This window comes from Bacillus sp. S/N-304-OC-R1 (assembly GCF_019749375.1).
Taxonomy (GTDB): Bacteria; Bacillota; Bacilli; order Bacillales; family Cytobacillaceae; genus Cytobacillus.
Map to the genome: position 1 here is coordinate 49,685 of NZ_JACWFE010000004.1, position 24,564 is coordinate 74,248.

General features: G+C 38.1%; 27 protein-coding genes, 2 pseudogenes and 2 other annotated features. Of the genes and pseudogenes, 24 read left to right on the forward strand and 5 right to left on the reverse strand.

Annotated features, from left to right (window positions below):
- Positions 1 to 127 precede the first annotated feature (127 nt).
- The 6 genes from H0173_RS05360 (at position 128) to H0173_RS22670 (ending at position 5,289) form a co-directional block, all read left to right on the forward strand.
- The gene (locus H0173_RS05360) at positions 128 to 1,267 is read left to right on the forward strand and encodes a glycerate kinase (RefSeq protein ID WP_221845326.1); all 1,140 of its coding nucleotides are present in this window, start codon (positions 128 to 130) and stop codon (positions 1,265 to 1,267) included.
- A gap of 99 nt (positions 1,268 to 1,366) precedes the next feature.
- Positions 1,367 to 1,798 carry a pyridoxamine 5'-phosphate oxidase family protein gene (locus H0173_RS05365; protein ID WP_396021186.1) on the forward strand — a complete coding sequence of 144 codons (432 nt, stop codon included), beginning with the start codon at positions 1,367 to 1,369 and terminating at the stop codon, positions 1,796 to 1,798.
- Positions 1,799 to 1,859: 61 nt separating this feature from the next.
- The gene (locus H0173_RS05370) at positions 1,860 to 2,357 is read left to right on the forward strand and encodes a DUF255 domain-containing protein (RefSeq protein ID WP_221845327.1); all 498 of its coding nucleotides are present in this window, start codon (positions 1,860 to 1,862) and stop codon (positions 2,355 to 2,357) included.
- Positions 2,358 to 2,826: 469 nt separating this feature from the next.
- The gene (locus H0173_RS05375; protein ID WP_221845328.1) at positions 2,827 to 3,852 is read left to right on the forward strand and encodes a polysaccharide deacetylase family protein; all 1,026 of its coding nucleotides are present in this window, start codon (positions 2,827 to 2,829) and stop codon (positions 3,850 to 3,852) included.
- A gap of 377 nt (positions 3,853 to 4,229) precedes the next feature.
- The gene (locus H0173_RS05380; protein WP_221845329.1) at positions 4,230 to 5,027 is read left to right on the forward strand and encodes a DUF2935 domain-containing protein; all 798 of its coding nucleotides are present in this window, start codon (positions 4,230 to 4,232) and stop codon (positions 5,025 to 5,027) included.
- 178 nt (positions 5,028 to 5,205) lie between these two features.
- Entirely contained in the window at positions 5,206 to 5,289 is an 84-nt protein-coding gene (locus H0173_RS22670) for a putative holin-like toxin (protein ID WP_396021189.1), read from the forward strand.
- Between the two features lie 176 nt (positions 5,290 to 5,465).
- On the opposite strand, the gene bcbE is transcribed toward H0173_RS22670, so the two are convergent.
- Complete coding sequence (bcbE, locus tag H0173_RS05390; RefSeq protein WP_221845331.1) at positions 5,466 to 6,728, reverse strand: bacillibactin exporter BcbE; 1,263 nt, start codon at positions 6,726 to 6,728, stop codon at positions 5,466 to 5,468.
- Between the two features lie 161 nt (positions 6,729 to 6,889).
- Here bcbE and H0173_RS05395 point away from each other — a divergent pair, with 161 nt between their 5' ends.
- The 8 genes from H0173_RS05395 (at position 6,890) to trpA (ending at position 14,576) form a co-directional block, all read left to right on the forward strand.
- Complete coding sequence (locus H0173_RS05395) at positions 6,890 to 7,534, forward strand: MOSC domain-containing protein (RefSeq protein WP_221845332.1); 645 nt, start codon at positions 6,890 to 6,892, stop codon at positions 7,532 to 7,534.
- 60 nt (positions 7,535 to 7,594) lie between these two features.
- Positions 7,595 to 7,844 (forward strand) — a binding site (T-box leader).
- Positions 7,845 to 7,882: 38 nt separating this feature from the next.
- Positions 7,883 to 8,133, forward strand: a binding site (T-box leader).
- Positions 8,134 to 8,193: 60 nt separating this feature from the next.
- On the forward strand, positions 8,194 to 9,591 hold the full coding sequence (trpE, locus tag H0173_RS05400; protein ID WP_221845333.1) for an anthranilate synthase component I: 1,398 nt from the start codon (positions 8,194 to 8,196) through the stop codon (positions 9,589 to 9,591).
- Positions 9,575 to 10,186 carry an anthranilate synthase component II gene (locus H0173_RS05405; protein WP_221845334.1) on the forward strand — a complete coding sequence of 204 codons (612 nt, stop codon included), beginning with the start codon at positions 9,575 to 9,577 and terminating at the stop codon, positions 10,184 to 10,186. The genes trpE and H0173_RS05405 overlap by 17 nt, the downstream gene beginning before the upstream one ends.
- Positions 10,158 to 11,183 (forward strand): anthranilate phosphoribosyltransferase, encoded by a 1,026-nt coding sequence (trpD, locus tag H0173_RS05410; RefSeq protein ID WP_221845335.1) that lies wholly within the window; start codon positions 10,158 to 10,160, stop codon positions 11,181 to 11,183. The genes H0173_RS05405 and trpD overlap by 29 nt, the downstream gene beginning before the upstream one ends.
- Positions 11,184 to 11,978, forward strand: a complete 795-nt coding sequence (gene trpC, locus H0173_RS05415) for an indole-3-glycerol phosphate synthase TrpC (RefSeq protein ID WP_221845336.1) — start codon at positions 11,184 to 11,186, stop codon at positions 11,976 to 11,978.
- Positions 11,975 to 12,595 carry a phosphoribosylanthranilate isomerase gene (locus H0173_RS05420; RefSeq protein WP_221845337.1) on the forward strand — a complete coding sequence of 207 codons (621 nt, stop codon included), beginning with the start codon at positions 11,975 to 11,977 and terminating at the stop codon, positions 12,593 to 12,595. The genes trpC and H0173_RS05420 overlap by 4 nt, the downstream gene beginning before the upstream one ends.
- On the forward strand, positions 12,592 to 13,794 hold the full coding sequence (gene trpB / locus H0173_RS05425) for a tryptophan synthase subunit beta (RefSeq protein ID WP_221845338.1): 1,203 nt from the start codon (positions 12,592 to 12,594) through the stop codon (positions 13,792 to 13,794). Before H0173_RS05420 ends, trpB begins: the two co-directional genes overlap by 4 nt.
- Entirely contained in the window at positions 13,791 to 14,576 is a 786-nt protein-coding gene (gene trpA / locus H0173_RS05430) for a tryptophan synthase subunit alpha (RefSeq protein ID WP_221845339.1), read from the forward strand. Before trpB ends, trpA begins: the two co-directional genes overlap by 4 nt.
- A 41-nt stretch (positions 14,577 to 14,617) precedes the next feature.
- Here the strand turns inward: trpA and H0173_RS05435 are convergent, their stop codons facing one another.
- Positions 14,618 to 15,070, reverse strand: a complete 453-nt coding sequence (locus tag H0173_RS05435) for a DinB family protein (protein ID WP_221845340.1) — start codon at positions 15,068 to 15,070, stop codon at positions 14,618 to 14,620.
- Positions 15,071 to 15,134: 64 nt separating this feature from the next.
- Entirely contained in the window at positions 15,135 to 15,311 is a 177-nt protein-coding gene (locus H0173_RS05440; protein WP_221845341.1) for a hypothetical protein, read from the reverse strand.
- A gap of 267 nt (positions 15,312 to 15,578) precedes the next feature.
- On the opposite strand from H0173_RS05440, the gene H0173_RS05445 reads away from it, so the two are divergent.
- On the forward strand, positions 15,579 to 16,130 hold the full coding sequence (locus H0173_RS05445) for a hypothetical protein (RefSeq protein ID WP_221845342.1): 552 nt from the start codon (positions 15,579 to 15,581) through the stop codon (positions 16,128 to 16,130).
- Here the strand turns inward: H0173_RS05445 and H0173_RS05450 are convergent.
- Complete coding sequence (locus H0173_RS05450) at positions 16,100 to 16,330, reverse strand: hypothetical protein (protein ID WP_221845343.1); 231 nt, start codon at positions 16,328 to 16,330, stop codon at positions 16,100 to 16,102. The genes H0173_RS05445 and H0173_RS05450 overlap by 31 nt on opposite strands.
- A 397-nt stretch (positions 16,331 to 16,727) precedes the next feature.
- Here H0173_RS05450 and H0173_RS05455 point away from each other — a divergent pair, with 397 nt between their 5' ends.
- The 4 genes and pseudogenes from H0173_RS05455 (at position 16,728) to H0173_RS05470 (ending at position 19,048) form a co-directional block, all read left to right on the forward strand.
- Positions 16,728 to 16,928 carry a hypothetical protein gene (locus H0173_RS05455; protein WP_221845344.1) on the forward strand — a complete coding sequence of 67 codons (201 nt, stop codon included), beginning with the start codon at positions 16,728 to 16,730 and terminating at the stop codon, positions 16,926 to 16,928.
- Between the two features lie 25 nt (positions 16,929 to 16,953).
- Positions 16,954 to 18,036 (forward strand): annotated as a pseudogene (locus H0173_RS05460) (hypothetical protein).
- Positions 18,023 to 18,427, forward strand: a pseudogene (locus H0173_RS22160) (PAS domain-containing protein); the annotation flags it as partial. The pseudogenes H0173_RS05460 and H0173_RS22160, both read left to right, overlap by 14 nt.
- 21 nt (positions 18,428 to 18,448) lie before the next feature.
- Entirely contained in the window at positions 18,449 to 19,048 is a 600-nt protein-coding gene (locus H0173_RS05470) for a sensor histidine kinase (RefSeq protein WP_260631070.1), read from the forward strand.
- A gap of 34 nt (positions 19,049 to 19,082) precedes the next feature.
- Here H0173_RS05470 and chrA read toward each other — a convergent pair whose 3' ends face one another.
- The gene (gene chrA / locus H0173_RS05475; RefSeq protein ID WP_221845346.1) at positions 19,083 to 20,276 is read right to left on the reverse strand and encodes a chromate efflux transporter; all 1,194 of its coding nucleotides are present in this window, start codon (positions 20,274 to 20,276) and stop codon (positions 19,083 to 19,085) included.
- 204 nt (positions 20,277 to 20,480) lie between these two features.
- Between chrA and H0173_RS05480 the strand changes: the two genes are divergently transcribed.
- From H0173_RS05480 to H0173_RS05500, 5 genes are all read left to right on the forward strand, one after another.
- Entirely contained in the window at positions 20,481 to 21,236 is a 756-nt protein-coding gene (locus H0173_RS05480) for a threonine/serine exporter family protein (protein WP_221845347.1), read from the forward strand.
- A gap of 28 nt (positions 21,237 to 21,264) precedes the next feature.
- Positions 21,265 to 21,708: a threonine/serine exporter family protein gene (locus H0173_RS05485; RefSeq protein WP_221845348.1), complete on the forward strand. Its 444-nt coding sequence runs from the start codon at positions 21,265 to 21,267 to the stop codon at positions 21,706 to 21,708.
- Positions 21,709 to 21,802: 94 nt separating this feature from the next.
- Entirely contained in the window at positions 21,803 to 22,720 is a 918-nt protein-coding gene (locus H0173_RS05490; protein WP_221845349.1) for a DL-endopeptidase inhibitor IseA family protein, read from the forward strand.
- A gap of 300 nt (positions 22,721 to 23,020) precedes the next feature.
- Positions 23,021 to 23,881, forward strand: coding sequence for a carbon-nitrogen hydrolase family protein (locus H0173_RS05495; protein WP_221845350.1), 861 nt, complete (start codon positions 23,021 to 23,023; stop codon positions 23,879 to 23,881).
- Between the two features lie 14 nt (positions 23,882 to 23,895).
- The gene (locus tag H0173_RS05500; protein WP_221845671.1) at positions 23,896 to 24,561 is read left to right on the forward strand and encodes a GNAT family N-acetyltransferase; all 666 of its coding nucleotides are present in this window, start codon (positions 23,896 to 23,898) and stop codon (positions 24,559 to 24,561) included.
- Positions 24,562 to 24,564: the final 3 nt, after the last annotated feature.

The window sequence follows — 24,564 nt, forward strand, 5'->3', positions numbered from 1 at the left end:
CCATTTTTATCTCTCTTTGACAATAATTTTCCTTTGCTATGCCAAATATTAGAATAAAGATTATAATAATATTGGTAGATAGAAAATTGAAAATATTTATAAATGAAAGTAAAGGTGGCGTCTAAATATGAAAATAGTCATTGCACCTGATTCATTTAAAGGAAGCTTAACTGCAATTAAAGCTGCACAAGCAATGGAAAAAGGGATAAAAAAGGTTTCTTCAAATATTACTACGATTTTAGTTCCTGTTGCAGATGGAGGCGAAGGAACAATGGAAAGTCTAGTTGCTGCAACAAATGGGAGGATCGTTCCTGTTACAGTCAAGGGGCCGCTTCTTCAACCTGTTCAAGCCGCCTATGGAGTATTAGGAGATATGGAAACTTGTGTAATTGAAATGGCTAATGCATCAGGAATTTGTTTGCTTAAGCGAGAGGAACTTAATCCGATGAACACTACAACATTTGGAACCGGTCAGCTAATTAAACAAGCATTAGATGATGGTTACAGGAAATTTATTTTAGCGATTGGCGGCAGTGCAACAAATGATGGCGGGGCTGGGATGCTTCAGGCACTTGGAATGAATCTGCTGGATTCGGAGGGAGCATCAATTGGTTATGGGGGAAGTGAGCTCGGCAGGTTAATGAAAATAGAAGACCGCGAATTTGATAACCGAATTCTCAACAGTGATTTTTTAATAGCTACAGATGTACAAAATCCTTTAATCGGCATAGACGGGGCTTCTAATGTATTTGGGCCACAAAAAGGTGCGACCCCTGAAATGGTTGAAATTTTGGATGCAAACCTAGAGCATTGGGCTGATTTAATCGAAGACAAAACCGGTATTCGTTTGCATGACAAACCTGGAGCGGGGGCTGCTGGCGGAATTGGAGGAGCATTTCAAGCCTTTTTTCCATCTGTTACTAAACGCGGTATCGATATTGTCATTGAATATTCCAAACTGGCCGATCATTTAGCTGAAGCAAGCTGTGTATTTACTGGAGAAGGTCAGATCGATTTCCAAACAGCTTGCGGTAAAACACCAATGGGGGTTGCAGAGGCTGCTAAAAAAGTAAATCTTCCCGTTTTTGCGTTAACCGGCTCAATTGGATACGGTATCGAAGTTTTGTACGAGCATGGAATAACAAGTGTTCATAGCATTACGAATGCACCAATGACACTTCAAGAAGCCATTGAAAATGCGGAAGAATTATTGGAAAAAACAGCGGAACAAGTGATGAGAACCTACTTAGCTAAACGAACATTTTAATCATGCTCCTCCTTGCTATTAGAGTACATAAATGGATTATGGAAGGGGACTTTAATAGTAAAGGGCTTTAAAATTTACCGTGTTAAGGAGTAGAGTTCAATGAGCAACTTGAATCAAGAAGAGTTAAAGAAACAAGTAGTTAATATTATTTCCAATCAACGGACAGGGGTTCTCGCAACGGTTGAAAATAACAAGCCTCATTCACGTTATATGACATTCTTTAATAAGGATTTAACCTTGTATACACCTACAAAGGCGGATACTGAAAAGCTCGAAGAACTTAAAGAAAATCCAGCAGTATCTGTACTATTGGGCTTTGAAAATAAGGGTCTAGGGGATACATATGTTCAAATTTCGGGAACATCTTCAATTAATGATTCACAGAACTTGAAAAAACAATATTGGGATGAGTCGTTTAATAAATGGTTTGATGGTCCAGAAGATCCGAATTATGTGTTTTTGGAAATAAAGCCTGAAATTGTTCGTGTTTTAAATAACGAAGGTAGTCCGCCTCAAGAACTACAGCTATAAAAATACGCCAGATTGTAAGGGAGCATATTATTGCTCCCTCGAATAAGGAGTGTATGAGAATATGCAATCATTCTTATCAGAAGACAGATATTCTCCAGATTATAATTGGCTTAAAGTATCGAAAAGCCAATATTTAAAGCAGTATGAGAAAAATCCAGTTAATTGGCTGGAGTGGACAGAAGAGACGTTTGATAAGGCGAAAAGAGAAGGAAAGCTGGTTATGATTAGTATTGGCTGTAGGAGCTGTCATTGGTGTGAGGTAATGAAAAGTGAATCATTTGAAGATGCAGAAATCGCCAAGCTTTTAAATGATTGGTTCATCTCGATTAAAGTGGACAGAGAAGAACGTCCGGACATTTACTCAAAATACTTAAATATTCGCCAGGAAGTAACTGGTAATGCTGGTTTGCCATTAACAATGTTTCTATCTTCAGATCAGAGGCTATTATTTGCAGGAAACTATTTGCCAAAAGAGAGTCGGGACGGTGGACAAACATTTAAGGAAATAATTATTGAAGTATATACCAATTATTTTTTGAAATTTAATCAGGGAGACTAGAAAGAAATATATGATCTTAAAGATGATATTTGCACTCTTGCCATAGGCAAGATTTTTTTTTGTACAAAAAAAATCCGCTCATGAAAAGCGGAAAATAATGAGACCTTGGATCGATAGAAAAGTTCAAGAATCGGAAACAACATATAGTGTGTTTGTGGAAATCATCATACTATATGTTGTTAATCAAATTTTATCATATTATATTTTTATGTGCAATCTATTTATTATATCGACCAAAAAAGACAAAAAAATAATAATTTCTGGAAAGAATTGAAAAAGATTAAGAGATTAGGTAATCTTAAAGAAAGAAGTTTTGTAGCGGAAATTTAATAGTTTTGTAAAGTAAGTGAGAAATTTGACAACTTTTTTTAACATAAAAACGTCTTAATAATATATACCTCAAAATATACCCTTAAAGGCACTACTGCCCCAAAAATTAGCTTCTCAGGAAATGGAATGGTGAACCCCTATGAGAAAAAAAAGGAAGAAAAAAAATCACATGTTTAAAATGTACACAAAAGTACTCATTTCACTTCTTGTATGTTTGTCTTTAGTGTTAACTACAGTAAAATCAAGCAATCATAATGAAGCATCAGCTGTTTCTAGTTTAACACAGCCAATAATTATTATGTATTCATTGCTTACACAAAAGGATGTTAATCAATATGAAGAAATGAGCGGTTCTCTTGCTCATAAATACTACTATTTTCAGCAATTAAATACAAAAATAGCCCTAGAAAAAGAGAAACAGATGCAAGATAAGGAAGAAACGAAAGAGAAAGTAGAAAATGCTGTAGAACAAAATAAAGATAAAATTGTTCAAAGTAAGCCAGTTGAAAAAGCACCACAAGCTAGTAATTCAAACGCAGATAAGCAAGAAAATGCTGTGGAGGAGAATCCCAAAAAAATAATCTATTTAACATTTGACGACGGTCCTTCCCCATATACTTTAAAAATACTAGAATCATTGAATAACTTTGATATGAAGGCTACTTTTTTCATGCTTGAACCAAATATGAGAACATATGAAAAACAATTGCATGCGATTATAGATAATGGCCATACTCCAGCTCTGCATGGTGTTACACACACTGTATCCAAAATATACAGATCAGAAAAAACAGTTGTTGATGAAATGGCTAAAGCCCAATCGACTTTAATGAAGCTGACAGGTACAGGAACGACCTTAATTAGAACCCCCTATGGGTCTTCACCTTATATGAAACCATCTTATAAAAAGGCTGTAGAAGATGCAGGCTTTCAGCTATGGGACTGGACTGTTGACAGTGAGGATTGGAAATCTAAAAACGGTGAATATGTTAAAAAGGTCATTAATCAAATTGAAAATTTCCGCTACAAAGATCGTCCCATTGTAATCCTAATGCATGATCGAAAAACAACAGCAGAGCACTTACCAGAGCTTCTAACCTATTTAAAAGCCAAAGGATATTCATCAGAAGTTTTGAATCAGCAGATGACAGCTTTTCATTTTTAACAAAGGTTCTTGTCAAAATGATTGGTTTTTTTTACAATATTGAAAACACACAGAGTGGATTGGAGCGAAAGGCACTTGACTCCAGCGGGAAATAGAGGAAAGGTCGAGACCCCGCAGACGGAACGGCGAGGAGGCTCGACTTCCTCCCCGCGGAAAGCAAGTGCCTGCAGCGGAAAGGAACGGTTCACTGTTCAGTCTTAAAACAACAAAGTATTCGAAAAAAGCCTTAACAAAAAAACTTTAATCCATTTCATTTTGGATTAAAGTTTTTTACGTTTAACATGCAATAAACAATGATGACACCCTTCTAATAATTGTCATAAAAAATCATAAAAAACGATAAGCTTTTAAGAGTAATTTGAAGGGAGGGGATCGGCTTGTCTGTTAGCTTTGAGAAAGCGGCAAAATTAGAGCATGGGTTTTGGCTGCAAGTATTAGGGGACCATGCCCGTTTTATTCACGATGCTCTATCTCCGCAAGAAAAAGAATTAATAAATGAGGCTAATTACTTTATTGGAGTATTTGATGGGCTGCTAGGAAGAGTAGAAACTAACAATTTATTAGAATTAAGCAAAAGGGCGGAAGAAGAGGCACAAAAAATTAGGAAACTTAAGTTAACCATTATTGAACTGCACCTTGTCGGAAAGGTTAAAATCCATTTAGGGCCAGTTTTCATAAATCATATGGTGAATGAGGTTGATGAATATATATTGCTTTTAAAGTATTTGAAAAAAGGGGAAGTACCACCTGTTTTTCATGAACTTCATCATCATTTATTATGGCTTTTAGATGCCGCCGGACATGCGGGTGCTATTTCGGATAATATGGAACAAGTTGAGAAAAAAATAAAGAAAATGAGTGATGGATTTACGAAGGATTTTGAGGCATTTTATTTAAAAGCAATAGAGATGACTGGCTTTCTGCGGACAAATTTAACTACATTCCCAGCTCTAGAGAAATTTAATAAAGATGTAGAACTGGAAATGAAATTGTTCATGAGTTTTTTAGATGAAATTGAGGAGCTTGAGCTAAGTAAAGAGGCATTAGGGACTTTTTCAGCATTAATGGCAGATCATATGTATAGAGAAGAATGCTACTACTTAACAAAGCTTGCCCAGTCAACCAATTTGTTGGCACCAGACTGTAATCCAGCAAAGCCTAGATTAAAGGAATAAAATGTTTACCATCCACCATACAGGTGGTTTTTTTATGTATAAATAGGAGATAAGTATCATTTTTAACAAAAGGGAACGTATGTTCTTTATATTGGACAAGTATATGGTATAATAGAGTGGCAATAGGAGAATTCTCAAGGGTGGTCGGCTAACCCCGTATTTGAAAGGGGGTGATGCCTTGACAGTATTCGAAACAATTATGATTATGATTTCTTTTTCAAGTCTAATCATTGCTGTCTTGTCTTTTAACCACAAAAAATAGACCTCCCTTGACCTGAAAATATAGGAGAGGTCTAGTCTTTGGACTGGCCGTCGCTCTCAGGGAACGACTATTGCAAATGACCGTCGGTGCGCCAACACCTGCGGTCGTTTTTAAATACGAATTAACTTAACAATAGAATATCATATACAGGAATAAATGTCACCACTAAGAGGTCATCAAGCTTCCTCCGGATCGGGTTTAATTGCCATAAATGTGGCAATAATTGCAATGACCGTAAGACCGCTTAAAAAGTAAAACATAATATTATTTGTACTTTCCATTAAAAGTGCAATAACTGGAGGGCCAGCAGCGACTCCGATAAATCGCATCGCACTGTATATCGATGTTATAGTGCCTCGTTCTTCTTTTTCGATACCACACGTTATTAATGCATCAAGACATGGCAGAGCCACACCGATGCCAATTCCCCCAAAGGTAAATAGAATGAGCATAAACCATAAGCCATCTGAAAAATTTAGTATCGCAACTGAAATAGCGGTTAAAGCAGATCCTCCAAAGATGATCCATTTCATTAAAACTTTATTTTCCTTTATGACTTTTCCGGTAATAAACGAGGCGATACATAGTGCCCCTAATGGAATGGCTAACAGGAACCCCTTTTTTACATCTTTCACTTTATATGTGTTTTCCAGTACGTCTGATAAATAAAACAATACGCCAAACAGGACAAACATCATAATAACACCGATGATAAATATTGCGTAAAGCCACTTTCCGTTATGTTTAAATGTATTTTTTATATTTTGCAAAAACTGTTTAAATGGAATTGGCTCTTCCCGTTCCTTAGGTGTTTTTATTAAGAGCATAACAAGTAATATCGATAATGTGCAAAACACTGGAAATGCGAAAAAGGGCAAGAACCAAAAGAAACTTGCTAAAAAAGCACCTAAAATCGGGCTTAAAACCTTCCCAAATGTGTTAGAGGTTTCAATCATCCCTAAAGAACTGCTGACTTCATCGTCACTTTTGAACATATCTCCTATAAGTGGCATGACAATAGGAGCTGCTCCAGCCGCACCAACACCTTGCAAAGCACGGCCGCAGAGAATAATCCAATAAGCATCTGCAACTTTCCATGCTGCCCATCCAGATATTAATCCTCCGATACCCGCGATGATGAGGCTGGGTATAATCACCTTTTTTCTTCCAATATGATCAGATAAGCATCCGGCAATAGGAATTAATAAGATTGCTACTACTGAATAGACTGTTAATATCATACTTGTTTGAAATGAAGATATGTTCAAGTTCTTTTCCATTGATGGTAAAACAGGAATTAACATGGAATTTCCCAGTGTCATCACTAACGGGATGGATGCGAGGGAAAGAACAGCCCACTTTTGATTATTAACCTTGTCACCGGATTTTTTTTTCTCTGATTTCTGGCTTTCTAATTTTATTTTTTCAACATGTTCCATTGACATACCATCCTTATATATAATCATACCTAAGTTTAATATTGGTCAATGCTCGGGAAAGTAGTAGCCTCTTTTTATGGTAATTATTTTTTGTGGAAAAAATTACGTAGTATAATGATTTATATACATAAAGAAAATAAAAAATAATAGAGGTGTAAAAAATGGGAGAACAACTTCTGGCTTTAAATATTGGCAGGGCAAACCTCCATTTATGGGATGGGGTAACGATTAATTCTGCGATTGGGAAAAAGCCAGTTACAGAAGTGATGCTTACAAAGGATGGATTTCGTGGAGATACGGTAGGAAATCGGGAAGTTCATGGAGGACCTGACAGAGCGGTTTGTTTATATCCTTTAGAACATTATCAAAAATGGGAAGAAGAGTTTCAAAAATCTTTAAAGAGGCCAGCCTTCGGTGAAAATATATGTGTAGCTAATCATCAGGAAAAGGATGTTTTTATCGGAGATACTTTTAAGCTTGGAGAAGCCATTATTCAAGTGTCTCAAGGTCGAGTTCCATGTGCCTCCATTTCTAAGCATAATGGAGTTAATCAATTGCTGGGCAGAGTGGTAGAAACAGGATATACGGGGTATTTTTTTAGAGTGCTTGAGGAAGGTTTAGTGAATGAAGAATCTTCTATTGAGCTCATTGACCGGAAGCAGGAAAAGTTTTCAGTATTAGCAGGAAATCATCTTATGTTTCATGATCGAAAAAATCTTGAAGCAATCCGAGAATTTATTGAACTCGAAGAACTGGCGGAAGTTTGGCGAAATCGATTAAAAAAATCATTAAATGAGCTGAAATAAATTTTAAAAAATACCGCTTGACTTTTTTTATAATTACGAATAATATAAAAAACAATATAACGTACGGCATTGACGAAGAGGAGTAACTTTTACGGGTACTTTAGAGAGCTGATGGGTGGTGTGAATCAGTGTAAACGTAATTGCGAATGGACTTCCGAGCCTCCAAACCGAACCTTTTAAGCAGTAGGCTTTGGCGAACAGTCTCATCGTTACAAGAGACAGGTATTCAAATGGTTACATTTCGATACCTGTTTAAGTGAGCTAATTTTTTAGCTAATAAAGGTGGCACCACGGGTCTCTCGTCCTTTTTTTGACGGGAGGCCTTTTTTGTTTTTCTAAAAAAGAATAAATACATCGCTGAGTAAGAGTAGTACATTGTTTGAAGCGTAACAGAGAGCCGGGCAGGGTGAGAGCCGGTACGCAAGAAAGCAAATGGAATGGACTTACGAGAGGCTTCTTGAAGGCTAGTAGGGAGGCACGGAGTTCCACCGTTATTGGGATAGGGTATCGATGATGAATATTTCATCCGTACCTGAATAAGGGAGCAGTTGTTTGCTCCGAATTTGAGGTGGCACCACGGTCAAAGATACGTCCTCTATATGCACATTACTTGTGCGTATAGGGGACTTTTTTATTTTAACGCTAAAGGAGACTGGAACATGCAAAAAACGGATGAGTTTTTAATTAGTGAGATGGAAGGTGATACATTAACGCCAATTCTTATCTTTCAGCGGCTGAAAGGACAAAAAAAGTTTCTATTTGAAAGCTCACTTAAGCATGAAAAAGCAGGGAGATATTCTTTTATTGGTGTGGAACCTGTGCTTGAACTAATTGGGGATGGAGATTGCAGTACGATCATATCGGCGGAAGAAAGAAAAATAGTTCAGGCTAAGCCGTTAGAAGTATTGAAGGGGCTGCTATCCGAATATCAGCAAGAGATAATGAGCAGGTTTCCATTTTGTGGTGGTGCAGTCGGTTACGTTGGCTATGATGTAATCCGTCACTATGAAAATATCGGAGAAACTCCAAAAGATGAATTAAATCTTCCAGAGGTTCATTTAATGTTTTTCGAAGAAGCAGTTGTATTTGATCATTTGGAACAAAAGGTTTATATACTTTCAGTCCCATTATTCAGCGACCTCCCTAGGCTAAAATCAAGGCATGAGAAGAGACTGGAAGAGATCCGTCGGGGAATAGAAGTGGATCATGAACTAGAGGATGTAAACCTTACAACCTTTAAGGCTTCAACAAAGAGAGCAGACTTTATTGAAAAAGTCAAAAAGGCTAAAGAGTACATTTTAGAAGGCGATATCTTTCAGGTTGTTCTTTCTCAGCGTCTTCAAGGAACGATTACCGGTGATTCATTCTCATATTACCGTAAGCTTAGAATCCATAATCCATCACCATATATGTATTACTTAGATTTTGGTAATTACAAAATTGCCGGAACATCACCAGAAAGCTTAATAAAAGTAAATGGTGAGAAAGTGACCACGAATCCGATTGCAGGAACAAGGCCAAGAGGGAAAACAGAGTTCGAAGACATTATGACTGAAAAAGAATTGCTTGAAGATGAAAAGGAGCTTGCTGAGCACAAAATGCTGTTGGATTTAGGGAGAAACGATCTCGGCCGTGTATGTAAAATCGGTTCCATTCAGATAGATAAGTTCATGAAAATTGAAAAGTACAAACATGTGATGCATCTTGTATCAGAAATAAGCGGAACTTTGAAGGGTGACTTGTCTGCCATTGATGCTTTAATTGCTACCTTGCCGGCAGGGACGGTATCCGGTGCACCGAAGATTAGAGCGATGGAAATTATTAATGAGCTGGAGGATGTAAAAAGAGGGGTTTACTCAGGCGCGATCGGGTATTTCTCCGCTAATGGAAACATGGATTTTGCTTTAGCCATACGGACAATGCTTATTAAAGATCAGCAGGCTTATATACAGGCTGGAGCAGGAATTGTTTACGATTCGGTACCTGAGAAGGAATTTGAAGAAACGATTCATAAATTAAGAGCTTTTTTGGAGGGTCAAGATGATATTACTTATTGATAATTATGATTCATTTACGTTTAATCTTTATCAATATTTGGGCGAATTAGGGGAAGAGGTTCTTGTAGTTAGAAATGACAAAATATCAATAGAGGAAATTACAGCATTAAAGCCGGATGCGATTGTTTTATCCCCTGGCCCAGGAAGGCCGGAAGAGGCAGGAATCTGTATAAAAGTTATTCAAACACTTCATAAAGAAATCCCAATTTTAGGGATTTGTCTTGGGCATCAAGCAATTGGCTATGCATTTGGCGCAGAGATCACGAAAGCAAATCAAATTATGCATGGGAAGGTATCTAAACTAAAGCATAATGGTTTGGCATTATTCGAGTATTTGCCACAGCCTATTGATGTTATGCGATACCATTCATTAGTGATCTCACAAAAAACATTGCCAGAATCCTTTCAAATACTTGCTCAATCCATGGATGATCATGAGATCATGGCGATTAAGCATTTTCAATATCCGCTTTACGGTTTGCAGTTTCACCCTGAATCGATCGGAACAAATTATGGCAAGAAAATTTTAGAAAATTTTTTAACGAGTATAGGGAGGGAAATTCAAAATGAAAGCCATTTTGCAAAAAATCTCTGAAGGAAAGTCATTAAATGAACAGGAAATAAGGGAAGCTACCGACCAATTATTCACAGAGGAAATCACAGATAGTGAAATTGCTGCTCTCTTAATTGGTCTTAAGACAAAAGGGGAAACAGTTGAAGAAATTGCAGGATTGGCAAGCGCTTTAAGGGGAAAATCCCTAACATTTAGCAAGAAGATTCCGAATGTTATGGATAATTGTGGGACCGGCGGTGACGGATCGAAGAGCTTCAATATTAGTACGACATCGGCCTTTGTGTTGGCGGGAGCGGGGATTCCAATTGCCAAGCATGGAAACAGAAGTGTTTCTAGTAAAACTGGGAGTGCAGATGTTTTAGAGCATCTTGGAGTGGAGTTAAATTTAGAGGCTGAACGGACAGAAGAAATACTGCAAAAGGTTGGAATTGCCTTTTTATTTGCTCCTAATGTACATCCGAGACTGAAAAGAATCATGAAGGTTCGTAAAGAATTGCGAATACCAACTGTTTTTAACTTAATTGGGCCGCTTACCAATCCTGTTGAGTTAGAAGCACAGCTTTTAGGCATCTATCGCCGTGACTATCTTCTCCTTTTTGCCCAAGTGCTAAAAGCATTAGGGAGAAAACGCGCGGTTGTATTAAATGGTGCGGGTTTTATGGATGAAGCTTCACTTCAGGGAGAGAATCATCTAGTGGTGTTGGAAAATGGAATCATTACTGAAAAAGTCCTGCACCCAGAAGAAGTTAGCCTGCCGGTTTATAACAATGAAGCAATTCTCGGCGGGGATGCGAAAGACAATGCTGCGATTCTGTTAAATGTGTTGAAAGGTGAAAAAGGAGCCTATAGGGACACTGTCCTGCTCAACGCTGGAATTGGGATATTTACGGCCGGGCGAGCTGAGTCGATCGGAGAGGGAATCGAACTTGCGAAGGAAAGCATTGATGGTGGTGCAGCCTTATCTAAACTCGAACAGCTTATCCAAGAAAGCAGATCTTTAAAGGAAAAGGTGATTTAAATGACAACCATTTTAAATATCATTTTGGAAGAAAAGGAGAAAGAAGTAGAGAGGTTAAAAGAGGAAGACGTTTTTATTGGAGAACAACCGCTTAATAAGCAGGTATCTTTTTTAAAAACATTACAAGAAAGAGATTCCATTGCGATCATCGCTGAATTTAAGCGGGCATCTCCTTCCAAAGGAAATATAAATTTGAGTTCAGATCCAAAAACTCAAGCTTTATCCTATATAAATTATGGAGCAGACGCCATTTCTGTTCTAACAGATACATCATTTTTCAAAGGGAATTTTCAAGATTTAACAGAGGTTAGAGAAGCAGTAGATGTCCCAGTCCTTTGTAAAGATTTCATTATTGACGAAGTGCAGATCCTTAAAGCAAAATCTGCAGGTGCTAATTTAATTTTATTGATTGCAGCCGCTTTAGAGGAACAGCGCCTAAAAGAGCTATATACATTTGCCGTTAATAATGGGCTTGAGGTTCTAATGGAGGTTCATAACGAGGAGGAACTTGCAAAAGCACTACAGACAGGAGCTCAAATCATCGGTGTCAATAATCGTGATTTAAAAACCTTCGCAGTTGATTTAAGCGTAACAGAAAAGCTTGCACCACAAATAAAAGCAGCTGGAGCCTTCCTAATTAGTGAAAGCGGCATAAAAACCGAAGAGGATGTACAAAGGGTAATGGCTGCAGGCGCAAATGGAATTTTGGTAGGAGAAGCTTTCATGAGGTCTGATAACTTGGAAGCATTATTTAAAGGAATGAAACAGCCTTTAAAAGAGAGGTCTTTTAAATGAAAGTAAAAATTTGTGGAATACAGGATACAGATACAGCTCTAAGTGCAATCGGGTTTGGTGCGGATGCATTAGGATTTGTCTTTGCAGAGAGCAAAAGACAAATTACAGCTGACATCGCGCGTGAAATTATTGGGGCATTACCTTACGAAGTTCTCAAAGTTGGAGTTTTTGTGAATGAGGCCGCTGAAGAAATAAATCGAATCGTGAATGAAACTGGGATTAATGTTATTCAGCTTCATGGAGACGAGACACCAGAATTTTGCAGGCAGTTTTCTATACCTGTTATAAAAGCATTGAGCATTGAAACAGCAGAGGATTTAAATCTGCTTGAACAATATTCATGTGACTATTTTCTTCTAGATAGCCCAAAAGGCAAATATCGCGGTGGAAATGGAGTAACCTTTGATTGGAGTCTATTAAAGCAAAAAAAATTGGAGAATAAAAAAATTATTTTAGCAGGCGGCTTAACAATTGAAAATGTCGCACAAGCAATTAACATCGCAGAACCCTATATGGTGGATGTAAGCAGCGGTGTCGAAACTGACGGAAAAAAGGATCAGAGTAAAATTAAAAAATTTATTGAAGCGGCAAAAAATGAAGAGGAGGCAGTCATATGACTATATATACATTACCAGATGAACGGGGACATTTCGGAGCTTTTGGGGGAAGATACGTTCCGGAAACATTAATGCAGGCAGTACTAGATCTTGAAACAGAATATAAAAAAGCAATGGCAGATCCTGAATTCCAAAGCGAGTTAGATTATCTTCTAAAGGATTATGTTGGTCGTGAAACTCCATTATATTATGCGGAAAATTTAACAAAGCATCTTCAAGGAGCAAAAATCTACTTAAAACGTGAGGATTTAAACCATACAGGCGCTCACAAAATTAATAATTCTTTAGGTCAGGCTTTACTGGCAGCAAGAATGGGTAAGCGAAAAATTGTGGCAGAAACGGGAGCTGGCCAGCACGGAGTAGCAACCGCTACTGCATGTGCACTGCTGAATTTAGAGTGCATTATCTATATGGGAGCAGAGGACATTCGCAGGCAGCAGCTGAATGTATTTCGGATGGAGCTGCTGGGAGCAAAGGTCGTGAGTGTGGAGTCAGGCAGTGCGACTCTGAAAGATGCCGTCAATGAAGCCCTTCGCTATTGGGTAACGAATGTGGAGGATACGCACTATATCCTTGGTTCGGTAATGGGACCGCATCCATTCCCGATGATTGTTCGCGATTTTCAAAGTGTGATAGGAAAAGAAACAAGACAGCAATTTTTAGAGAAAGAAGGAAAGCTTCCAGATGCGGTTGTTGCTTGTATCGGTGGCGGGAGTAATGCGATGGGAATGTTCTATCCATTTATTAAAGATGAATCAGTTCGATTATACGGGGTAGAAGCAGCAGGATTAGGCTTGAATACGGAAAAGCATGCTGCATCCATGACGAAAGGAAAGCCTGGCATTTTACATGGAGCTATGATGTATTTGCTTCAAGATGAGGATGGTCAAATTCAGGAAGCCCATTCCATTTCTGCAGGGCTAGACTATCCAGGCGTAGGACCTGAACATAGTTACTTAAAACAAATCGGCCGTGTTCAATATGAGTCCATTACAGATGATGAAGCGCTGGAAGCCCTACAGCTTCTTTGCAAACTGGAAGGAATTATTCCAGCTTTAGAAAGCTCCCACGCCATTGCCTATGCATTAAAGCTTGCACCGGAAATGAAAGAAGATGAAGGCTTAGTGGTCTGTTTATCTGGCAGGGGAGATAAGGATGTTGAAACAGTAAGGGGAAGATTAGGAGGAAACCACGAATGAATCGGATAGAAAAAGTTATGAAAGCATTAGCAAATAATAAAGAGAAAGCGTTTGTCCCTTATATCATGGCTGGGGATGGAGGATTGGAAAGTTTGCCAGAACGAATTGCGTTTCTAGAAAAAGCCGGATCTACCGCAATTGAAATTGGCATTCCATTTTCCGATCCAGTGGCTGATGGTCCAGTGATCCAGCAAGCAGGGATTCGAGCATTAGAAAATGGTACAACATTAAGAAATGTTCTGGCAACGTTAGCGGAAATACGCCCAATCATTCATATCCCATTAATTATAATGACGTATATGAATCCAATTATGGCGTTTGGGGTAAAGGATTTTATAGATGAATGCTTTAAGTCAGGAGTCGATGGGCTGATTTTGCCGGATTTGCCAATTGAAGAGGAAGAGATTATTGCCCCTTATGCAGAGGCAGCCGGAATTGAAATCATTCGACTTGTTACATTAACGAGTCCAATTGAGCGTATACAAGAAATTTCTAAAAAGGGACGCGGTTTTCTCTATGCAGTTACAGTGAATGGTATAACTGGAGTAAGAAAAGGCTTTAATGAACAGCTTTGTGAGCATTTAAAGAGAGTAAAGGGTGTTAGTGATCTGCCAGTTTTGGCTGGCTTCGGGATATCTTCTCCAGATCATGTACATGAAATGAACCGATATTGTGACGGAGTAATTGTAGGAAGTAAGATTATTGAGCATTTTAATCAGGGAAGCTTATCTACCATCGAGGAACTAATTCAAGCCTCTAAAAAAGCTAGTATTAATCAATAGTATTAAAAGACCGCTTCGACGACAGATCGAAGCGGTACCTCTTATTTCATATTGATGAAAAGAGGTAATTTAGTATGTCCCATTTCACGAACATAAACAAATAAATTCCCTTTATGATGAATTTCGTGCTCTAATGCCATTCCCACCATAAAATGACCTGTAACATTAATGCCGAAAACTTTTGTCATATCAATTTCTCGGTTTAACTCTTCCTCTGTCAGGGAAGCAAGCAGATCCTTTGTTTTTTCTGTATATTCTTCACCTATTTGTATAAGTGATTTTTCGGACTCATCTAGTTTTTCTAAAAATGGGGAACTATTGCCTTCCTTCACAGTTTTAACAAATTGATAATATGACGTATACATATGGGTAACTAATTTTTGTGCACTCATCGATGTTTCTGTTGGCTTATAACCGTAATTATCTTCTTCAATTTTTGCTACAAGGTCATTCGTAACTGTTCTGTGTGATAGAAAATGTTTAACTAAGCTCATGATTCTACCTCCTCAATTTTTTATGTAACAAAATAATAGTCTAATACTTCTTCCAGATTTGCAATTATGATGCATTCCGTTTAATTTTAATTTTTTCCCTAACTTGCTTGATCCAGCTTCCACATTTCCGTTCTAAATTCGATTTCCCAAAGACATAGCGATTGACAAAGAAATAAATAGCTTCTTCTGCCAGCAAAAAGATGATCACAATAACGGTAAAAATGTAAACCAAGAACCACATGAAAATTCCCCTTTGTAAATTAGAGTGCTCTTTTTCATCTATATTCAAAAAACATAGCTCCATTCATTTCTCATTTCTCAAAAATAATTATTTTTTGTATAATTTGGATATGTGGTTTTCCAATGTCTTACAGATACGTCTTAAGCCCTACATAAAATTAATACCCAAGCTTGTTATGGAGGTAAAAAGAATTTGATTTAATAGAAGCAGGAAATTATGTGAACTAAGATATTCTGATTAGTCTTGTTTTTGCAGGAGGGTTATTTTATGGGGGACAGAAAGGTTTATCTTTTGCTTACTGATACAGGGACAGTGTTGACTAGAATGATAAAGCTATATACAAGGCAATGTCATAATCATGCTTCAATTGGATTTGACTGTGAGTTGACAGAAGTGTATAGCTTCGGGAGAAAACGGCCGCGAAATCCATTTTTCGCAGGATTTGTTAAGGAAGATATACGCTCAGAGCTATTTAAAAATGCATCCTGTGCTGTGTATGTTTTTACGGTGAATGAAAAAACATATAATAAAATGTTAAATATAATTAAAGAAATGGATCTAAATCGGCAAAAATACCGCTATAATCTGCTAGGATTATTTGCAATAGCAATCAATAAAAGATTTGACAGGGAGCATGCTTTTTTCTGCTCTCATTTTGTAGCCATGGTGTTAAAAGAAGGCCAGCTCCTCAACACCAATAAGCATCTCAGCATGATTACTCCGCAAGATTTGAAAGAAGCATCCTCTCATCGTTTAATTTATCAAGGAAGCTTACAATCATACATTTCCTATCGGGAAAAATATTTAAAAGCACAATAATATCCAAAATAAAAAGAACCATCACTGCCGTCACTGAGTGTATGGTTCTTATGTTTTTTGCGATAAATATAGTCTTTTTTCGTTTTGGTTGTTCTTGTTCTCATATCAGCAAATACGAAAGGGCTTCTGTTTAACTCCGGATTCCGATTACCCTCACGCATAGCTTTTTCCCGCATTCTTTTCGCTTTTGATTTGGACATGCTTATCACTCCTAATAATAAATTTAGATTATTTTATCATAGTGTACCCACACTGCGCTAATGAAAATGAAAATGGTAGCTAAAAAGTCCAGCATCGTTAGGATGACGGACTTTTTAGGTCTGTTGGCAAGTTAGAATTGACCGTCATGAAGGTGATGACGGCCATTTCAGGTATAAAAGAAGGTCAAGTTGACCGTCATGAGGGTGATGACGACCATCTCTGGTTCAAAAGCAGGTCAAGTTGACCGTCATAGAGAAGATGATGGCCATCTCAGATACAAAAGCAGGTCAAGTTGACCGTCATGGAGATGATGACGGCCATCTCCGGTTCAAAAGCAAGTCAAGTTGACCGTTATGAGGGTGATGACGGCCATCTCCGGTTCAAAAGCAGGTCAAGATGACCGTTATGAGGGTGATGACGGCCATCTCCGGTTCAAAAGCAGGTCAAGATGACCGTCAAGGAGGTAATGACGACCATCTCAACTTCAAAAGCACTCCAAATAGTCCGTCATCCTCCATTTCAAAAGATCCCCCTCAAGATAGGGAAGTTCCCCGATGGGTTCAAAAGCGTTCTCCTTCTACAATAAAGGTAAGTTAATTGTTTCGTACAAGGAGGAATAGAAATGCTGGCAAAGGCTGCGATTGAAAAGAAGCGAGTGAACTCAATTAATAATGCATTTGCGTCAAATTTTGCAAAGTCTATGTTTCTTTCAGTCTTAGGACTTATTATCTTATCATTTATCGGTACTAGGATGTTTACCCATGTGGACCTCAATTTATATGGATATATGGTTGGTACAATCGTTTTCCTAGGAGGCTTCTTCTATCGATTTATATCTTGGGGGAAAGACCTCCAACAAAAATCATCATCAAAAAAGGAATCAAGCTGCTGTTTCGAAAATCAACGCCAAAAACATCAGGAGAACATTTGGCTATACATACAATTTCATCTGGAATAGGGGAATTTACCGATGGACACAGCACGTCTTGATCGGATGGGACTGCATCCTTTCTTGCTTCGTAACTTTTCCATTAGTTTTGGGCTGGATGTATTTCACGATGGATGAAAACGGCTACTACAATAGTATCGCCCTAGGCATGAAGGTAATGACTGTTCCAGCTGATGGAATTATTGCGAATTTATCTTTTAACGCCTTGAACATTACCGCTGTTATGGTAATCGCAGGCGTTTGCATGGCGCTATATCGCCGCTTGAAAAATATGCAGGCGCGAGCAGAACAAAAGTTTCTTATGACTTCTTGCCGCTTTATATGCTGTTATTAGTGAGCATTACCGGTTTAGCCCTAACCTTTATGAACATTTTCTTACACGGAGCGGGACAGCCAATCATGTCATTAATTCATCAATGGTCTGTCATTTTTACACTCATATATCTGCCGTTTGGAAAATTAGCGCATATTCCTTTCCGACCAATGAGTGTGCTGGCAAGAAACTACCGGGAGCATTATGCAGAACAAGAAATGAAAAAATGTAAAGTGTGCGGTGAAGGCTTCGTATCAGCTGAACAATCAAAGGATGATGTCGAAGTGCTTGGTGTAAACAGCATCGAATTTATGACAAAGGAAGGGTATCATCTTGCGGAAATGTGCCTCCATTGCCGAAGAAAATACCGGATTGCCCAGTTTTCCGGTTTCCCTACTCATCAGGTAAAAGTGAAGGAGGCCAACCAAAATGCAAAGGGATAAGTTTTTTAAAGAAATTGAAAATCTAAACCATCCGAATGAAAAATTAATTAAAACTCACTGCAGCTATTGCGGGATGCAATGCGGCATGAATTTACGAGTAAATACAGTTTCAAATAAAATCATTGGTGTTGAACCTCGATAAGACTGGCCCGTTACAGTTGGAAAAATGTGTCCGAAGGGTGTAACCGCTTATCAGCAAACGAAGGAATTTTTTAAGGAGCTTTGGCAAACAATTTCTTCCGGGAAGGTTTGGAAGGGTGAAATTCGGAATCAGGCTAAGGATGGCAGTTATTATTGGGTCGATACGACAATCGTCCCGTTCCTTGGGGAAAATGGGAAGCCTTATCAATATTTGGCCATTCGCCATGAAATTACGAAAAGAAAGCAGATTGAAGAAGAGCTGCAATTGATGATGACAAAGATTATTGATGTTCAAGAGGAGGAAAGAAGAAGATTATCCAGAGAGCTTCATGATGGAGTTGGCCAAAATTTATATAGTCATTTAATTACGATCAATCGGCTTCAGGCTGAATCAGACCATCCATTATTAGAGCAAATGAAGGATGAAGCAACAGAGATTATCGAAGATTTGCGGGATATTTCATGGGAACTGAGACCATCTGTACTCGATGATTTAGGCTTGATTCCGGCCATCCGATCATACTTAGTCAGATTTGCTGAACATTATCATACTAATGTGCATTTTGATTGCTATTTAGATTGCAGGCTAGATTCAAGTAAAGAAATCTCTATTTATCGAATTATTCAGGAAAGCTTAACGAACATTAGAAAATATGCAGGGACTGAAGAAGCGGCGGTTACGATCCGAAAGATGGATCATGTGATTAGAGTAATGATTGAGGATAAGGGGCAAGGCTTTGATATCGATGAAATATCACGAGGAGTCGGACTTTTCAGTATGGAGGAAAGAGTTCGCGCAGCTGGCGGTACAATGACGATTCATTCTGTAAAAGGAAAAGGAACAAAAATAATTTTAGAAATTCCTCTATAATCAAAATGGCTGCAAGATGGTGCAGCCATTTTAATTATAGAAATCCAAGTAATATTCCGCCAAATGCTCCTGTTAGAACAACAATCCATGGTGGAAGCTTCCAATAGGAGAGCATACTGAAAAGGATTGCGGCAAAAGCAAAATCTTTAGGCGTCAAAATGGAACTCGTCCAAATAGGCTGATAAAATGCGGTTATCAAGATGCCAACGACAGCTGCATTTATACCCATTAAAGCGCCGTTAACTTTTTGATTGGCGCGAAGCTCATTCCAAAAAGGCAAAGTTCCAAGGATAAGTAAAAATGCAGGTAAAAAGATGGCAAGCGTCGCAAGTAAACCGCCTTGCCAGCCGTTAATGACAGCTCCAATATAGGCAGCAAATGTAAATAAAGGTCCAGGCACTGCTTGAGTTGCTCCATAACCTGCCAAAAAGGCTTCCCCACTAAGCAAGCCTGAAGGAACAAATTCACGTTCTAATAATGGCAAAACAACATGTCCTCCGCCAAATACGAGAGAACCAGACCGATAGAAACTATCGAAAAGGGCAATCCAATGTAATTGAATCAGTTCTCTTAATAATGGAAGTCCGCCAAGTAATAGAAAAAACAGGATAAGACAACAGAATGCGAATCGCTTGGAGATTGGAAAATGTATAGAATCTTGTACTGTTTCATTTGTATTCCTATAGAATATATAGCCTAACAATCCTGAAATAAGGATAATGGCAATTTGTGTAATGGCTGTTTGCCATACTAGCCCTGCAATTATGGCTAGTAAAACGATGGCTTTTCTTTTTAAATCTGGTGCAAGCTTTCCGGCCATTCCAAGAATTGCATGAGCTACAACGGCAACTGCCACAATCTTTAACCCATGAATCCAGGCTGCAGTTTCAATATGTAAGTTCGTAAGCAGACTGGCGAATAGGATTAGAGCAAAAACAGATGGCATAGTGAACCCGATAAAAGCTAGAATTCCGCCAATTAATCCGCCGCGTGCAACCCCGATTCCAATGCCAACTTGACTGCTCGCCGGACCAGGGAGGAACTGACATAGAGCAACTAAATCCGCATAGCTTTTTTCATCCATCCACTTTCTTCTCTTTACATATTCATTGTGGAAGTATCCAAGATGAGCAACAGGCCCCCCAAAGGAAGTTAATCCTAACTTTGTAGAAACGAATAGAATTTCAAGTAAAGACAAAAAGGTGAGCTTTTTATTTATTTGTTTCATTTATATACTCCTTTAGCTGAAATCCTTTATATCATAGCAAATTTTACTAGAGAAGGTCCTTTCTTATCGAAAATTTACAATACCTTTACATTGAAAAATAGAAGAAATGTTGCATAATATTAATTTTGACTTATATAATGTAATCATTTCGTTTAATATGAACTTTAAAATAGAAAAATTCTCAAATCCTGGGAGGGGAAAAGGGTGGAAAATAAATTTCCTCAAACATTTGAAGTTATAGATTTATGTCTGCTGGCAGGGAAAATTATGCTACAGTGCGGTGCTGAAACGTATCGGGTAGAAGATACAATGACAAGAATTGCATCAGCATTGGGCATTCCTCATTCACACAGCTATGTCGTTCCAACAGGAATTATCTTTTCTATTGATGGTACAGAACCTGCAAAGCTGATTAGGATCTCTGAAAGAACAACAGATCTGTATAAGGTAACGTTAGTAAATGGCATATCGCGAAAGATTAGCAGCGGGGAAATATCAATACAGGAAGCCTTTAAAAAACTCAATGACATTGAAAAGGCAGACTATTCGTTTCCGATTTATCAGCAAATTTTGGCGGCAGCAGTTTCAAGCGGATGCTTCTTATTAATGTTTTTAGGACAGTGGAAGGATTTTGTTCCTGCTCTAATTACCGGCGGATTGGGATTTAGTTGTTTTATTTATATACACCGTTTAGTAAAAATAAAATTCTTCTCAGAGTTTCTAGCCGCATTAGTAATTGGATTAAGTGCGTATTTATTTGTTGAAACAGGAATAGGGGTGCAACTTGATAAAATTATCATTGGTTCTGTCATGCCGCTTGTACCCGGCCTGCTTATTACAAATGCAGTGCGCGATCTGATGGCAGGTCATTTAATAGCGGGATTGTCGAAAGGGGCCGAAGCTTTTCTGACAGCCTGTGCAATTGGTACTGGAGTTGCAGTCGTAGTTGCTTTTTATTAGAAAGGGGCTTTTCTAGGAGGAGTTTATGATGATTATACATTTAATTACAAGTTTTTTTGCCACTGCAGCTTTTGCTATATTATTTAATGCACCACGCAGGTCACTCATAAAATGCGGCTTTGTTGGCATGGCAGGCTGGTTTGTATATATTAGTCTTGTTAAATATGATTATGATGCAGTTATCGCCTCTTTTATAGCCGCTTTTATCATTGCTGTCATTAGTCAAATTTTCGCTAAAATGTATAAAACACCTATTATTATCTTTAGTATTTCTGGAATCATTCCGTTAGTTCCTGGTGGAAGTGCATATGATGCGATGCGTCATTTTGTAGAAAATGATTATAATACGGCGATTCAACTGGCAGCAAAGGCCTTTATGATATCAGGGGCAATCGCTGTAGGTCTTGTTATTTCTGAAGTATTAAACCAATTAATTTTAAAAATTGGGAAAAGAAATCCTTTACCAAAATAGAATACTTTATTAACCATTTTGTAACTCCTTACACTCACTGCTAAAGTACAATTCAGTTAGAAGCGAAGCAAAACGAGTTAATGGAGGAATAGAAATGAAAGTGAAAAAATGGTTATATACAGGTATTGCTGCGACATTATTAAGTATACCGGTTTTTACACTAACTGATCATGCAGAGGCAAAAGATCAATCTAATAATTCGATCGTTGTAAAGCCTAGTCAGGAAAATAGTATTACGGAAAAACAAGTAGTTGCCTTAGTTAGCAAGTGGAAAAAAAATGAAACTTATATTCAAATGGGCGGGAAATATAAAGAAGGCGAGTATAAATCATTTCAATATGAAAATATGCCTTACCGTTATCTGTCAAGTGATATTGGGACAAAGAAAAAGCTAATGAAATATTTAACAGGCACACTGACTCGCTCTCAGGCAAATCAATTTATTGAAGAACGCGGAATTATTGAATATAAAGGGAAAATGGCTCAGCCTGAAGCTGATGGCGGATCATTGCTGCAATGGGATAAGGCAAAAGCAGTATATTTGAAAACCGAAAACAAAAGCAGAATGTACAAATTGGTCGTCCCTGTAGGTGAATCAAAAGAAACTCAAACGTTTCATACGGAAGTCCTTTATTTGCAAGGAAAAGGCTGGAAGATTAGCGAGAGACCGTATATGCCAGTAAATTTAGATATTCCAGGAAATATAAATCCTGCCTTTATCTTCTTTAAATATCTTTTAGTGGATCAGAAGCAAGCTGCTGACCAATTCCTTTATGGTGATTTTGATATCGAGCAATTTAAACGGGGAATCAAGAAAGTAGAATTCAAGTCACTCGATGAAAGAGCTAGAACAAAATCGCAGGTTGAATTTTCTGTTACCTTCACTACAGAACTAGATAAAGGATATAAAGGTTCATTGAAAAATGGTACTAATAAAATGTATTTCTTAATCGAAAATACTGGGGAAATGGAATTCAAAATTGTCAGTGCATCAATGGAGCCTAATTTGTAACACCACAAGAATATAATAAGTAAGAGGCGCTGTTCCTTTAGCAGCGCTTTTTTGCACTTTAAGAAGTATAAATTGTCTGCGCAGAAGCTCATTCGACGCAGTCGCCAATTTTAGGAATAAAGTATAAGTGCAACTACGCCTCTGTCTTCGCCTTTTCAAGGCTCGTCAATCGGCGAGTTTTCTTTATTTGAAGAAAAAATCTATTAACTTGAGTATTGTTATTTACTTGAAAATAAAAGATAATCAATTAAGATTGAGTTAAAAACTCATCTCAATTATTTACTGATAAGGGGGATGACAATGAAACTTCGAGTTTCTGCAGTGCAGTACCATCTGCATACTATTCATTCATTTGAGGAATTTGCAAAGCAATGTGAACATTATATTAAAACAGCGCAGGAATTTGGATCAGAATTTATTTTGTTCCCCGAGTTTTTTACGACACAGCTACTATCAATCGGGAATGAAAATGGCGAAAGCCTATCCATCAATGAACTTCCTGACTTTACAGAACAATACAAAAATCTCTTTACCGGGTTTGCTAAAGAAACAAATATGCATATTATTGCTGGTACACATGTAATAAATAAAGATGGGCGCCTATATAATGTTGCTCATATGTTCTATCCAGATGGCCGAGTTGTCGAGCAAGCTAAGCTTCATATAACACCAACAGAGGTAGAAGAGTGGAATATGTCTGCTGGGGAAGGACTTCAAGTTTTTGATACTGATAAAGGAAGAATTGCTATACTAACTTGCTATGATATTGAATTCCCGGAAATTGTCAGAATGGCAAAGGCAAAAGGTGCAGATGTCATCTTCTGTCCATCTTGTACCGACGACCGTCACGGATTCCATCGAGTTCGATATACATGCCACGCGCGCGCAATAGAAAATCAAGTATATGTGGTTGTAACAGGTACAGTTGGTTCCTTGCCAACTGTTGACTTTATGAGAGGAAACTTTGGTCAAGCAGCCGTTATTACTCCAAATGATGTTCCATTCCCTCCAAAAGGAATCATGGTAGAAGGAGAAATAAACGATGACATGATTGTAACAGCTGATCTCGACCTTTCTCTTCTATACGAAGTGCGTGAGAGAGGTTCTGTTACAACATGGCGTGACCGCCGAGTTGATTTGTATCCGGATTGGGAAAAATAATGAGCAAAGAGAAAATGGCTTATCTCAGCGAATTTTATACCTTTGATCAGGAAAAACCGATCCCAGTTGTGATTCGAAATTATACTCATGCCGATTTTGACGAGCTTATTGAAATTCAGGCTGAATGTTTTCCTCCGCCATTTCCGTCTGAATTATGGTGGAATAAAGAGCAATTGCATAACCATGTTACATTGTTCCCGGAAGGGGCTCTTTGCATAGAGGTGAATGGACAGCTTGCAGGCTCATTAACAGGCGTTTGTGTTCAATTTGACTCAAAGCATCCTTCACATAAATGGGAGGAAATTACAGACGGCGGGTATATACGAAATCATGATTCGCAAGGAAATTCACTTTATATTGTAGACATAAGTGTCAGACCGAAGTATCGAAAACTTGGATTAGGTAAAATGATGATGCAAGCAATGTATCAGGTAGTCATCCAGCTTAATCTTGAACGATTGATTGGCGGTGGCAGAATGCCCCGGTATCACAAAGTGGCTGAAAGCATGTCACCGGACAAATATTTAGATGCTGTGCTGAAAGGTGAGTTGAGGGATCCGGTTATTTCCTTTCTTCTGAGCTGCGGAAGGACACCAGTCACCATTATTGATAACTATCTCGATGACGAAGAATCCATTAACCATGCTGTGTTAATGGAGTGGAAAAATCCATTTAAATAGGGA

Bases quoted from the DNA above. Each gene is read 5' to 3' on its own strand.
- H0173_RS05455 (WP_221845344.1), top strand. From the start codon at position 16,728: ATGACCGTTATGAGGGTGATGACGGCCATCTCCGGTTCAAAAGCAGGT.
- H0173_RS05420 (WP_221845337.1), top strand. From the start codon at position 11,975: ATGAAAGTAAAAATTTGTGGAATACAGGATACAGATACAGCTCTAAGT.
- H0173_RS05360 (WP_221845326.1), top strand. From the start codon at position 128: ATGAAAATAGTCATTGCACCTGATTCATTTAAAGGAAGCTTAACTGCA.
- H0173_RS05435 (WP_221845340.1), bottom strand. From the start codon at position 15,070: ATGAGCTTAGTTAAACATTTTCTATCACACAGAACAGTTACGAATGAC.
- H0173_RS05440 (WP_221845341.1), bottom strand. From the start codon at position 15,311: ATGTGGTTCTTGGTTTACATTTTTACCGTTATTGTGATCATCTTTTTG.
- H0173_RS05490 (WP_221845349.1), top strand. From the start codon at position 21,803: ATGAAAGTGAAAAAATGGTTATATACAGGTATTGCTGCGACATTATTA.
- H0173_RS05375 (WP_221845328.1), top strand. From the start codon at position 2,827: ATGAGAAAAAAAAGGAAGAAAAAAAATCACATGTTTAAAATGTACACA.
- H0173_RS05365 (WP_396021186.1), top strand. From the start codon at position 1,367: ATGAGCAACTTGAATCAAGAAGAGTTAAAGAAACAAGTAGTTAATATT.
- trpB (WP_221845338.1), top strand. From the start codon at position 12,592: ATGACTATATATACATTACCAGATGAACGGGGACATTTCGGAGCTTTT.
- trpC (WP_221845336.1), top strand. From the start codon at position 11,184: ATGACAACCATTTTAAATATCATTTTGGAAGAAAAGGAGAAAGAAGTA.
- chrA (WP_221845346.1), bottom strand. From the start codon at position 20,276: ATGAAACAAATAAATAAAAAGCTCACCTTTTTGTCTTTACTTGAAATT.
- trpD (WP_221845335.1), top strand. From the start codon at position 10,158: ATGAAAGCCATTTTGCAAAAAATCTCTGAAGGAAAGTCATTAAATGAA.
- trpE (WP_221845333.1), top strand. From the start codon at position 8,194: ATGCAAAAAACGGATGAGTTTTTAATTAGTGAGATGGAAGGTGATACA.
- H0173_RS05395 (WP_221845332.1), top strand. From the start codon at position 6,890: ATGGGAGAACAACTTCTGGCTTTAAATATTGGCAGGGCAAACCTCCAT.
- H0173_RS05470 (WP_260631070.1), top strand. From the start codon at position 18,449: ATGACAAAGATTATTGATGTTCAAGAGGAGGAAAGAAGAAGATTATCC.
- H0173_RS05370 (WP_221845327.1), top strand. From the start codon at position 1,860: ATGCAATCATTCTTATCAGAAGACAGATATTCTCCAGATTATAATTGG.
- H0173_RS05500 (WP_221845671.1), top strand. From the start codon at position 23,896: ATGGCTTATCTCAGCGAATTTTATACCTTTGATCAGGAAAAACCGATC.
- trpA (WP_221845339.1), top strand. From the start codon at position 13,791: ATGAATCGGATAGAAAAAGTTATGAAAGCATTAGCAAATAATAAAGAG.
- H0173_RS05450 (WP_221845343.1), bottom strand. From the start codon at position 16,330: ATGTCCAAATCAAAAGCGAAAAGAATGCGGGAAAAAGCTATGCGTGAG.
- H0173_RS05485 (WP_221845348.1), top strand. From the start codon at position 21,265: ATGATTATACATTTAATTACAAGTTTTTTTGCCACTGCAGCTTTTGCT.
- H0173_RS05445 (WP_221845342.1), top strand. From the start codon at position 15,579: ATGGGGGACAGAAAGGTTTATCTTTTGCTTACTGATACAGGGACAGTG.
- bcbE (WP_221845331.1), bottom strand. From the start codon at position 6,728: ATGGAACATGTTGAAAAAATAAAATTAGAAAGCCAGAAATCAGAGAAA.
- H0173_RS05495 (WP_221845350.1), top strand. From the start codon at position 23,021: ATGAAACTTCGAGTTTCTGCAGTGCAGTACCATCTGCATACTATTCAT.
- H0173_RS05405 (WP_221845334.1), top strand. From the start codon at position 9,575: ATGATATTACTTATTGATAATTATGATTCATTTACGTTTAATCTTTAT.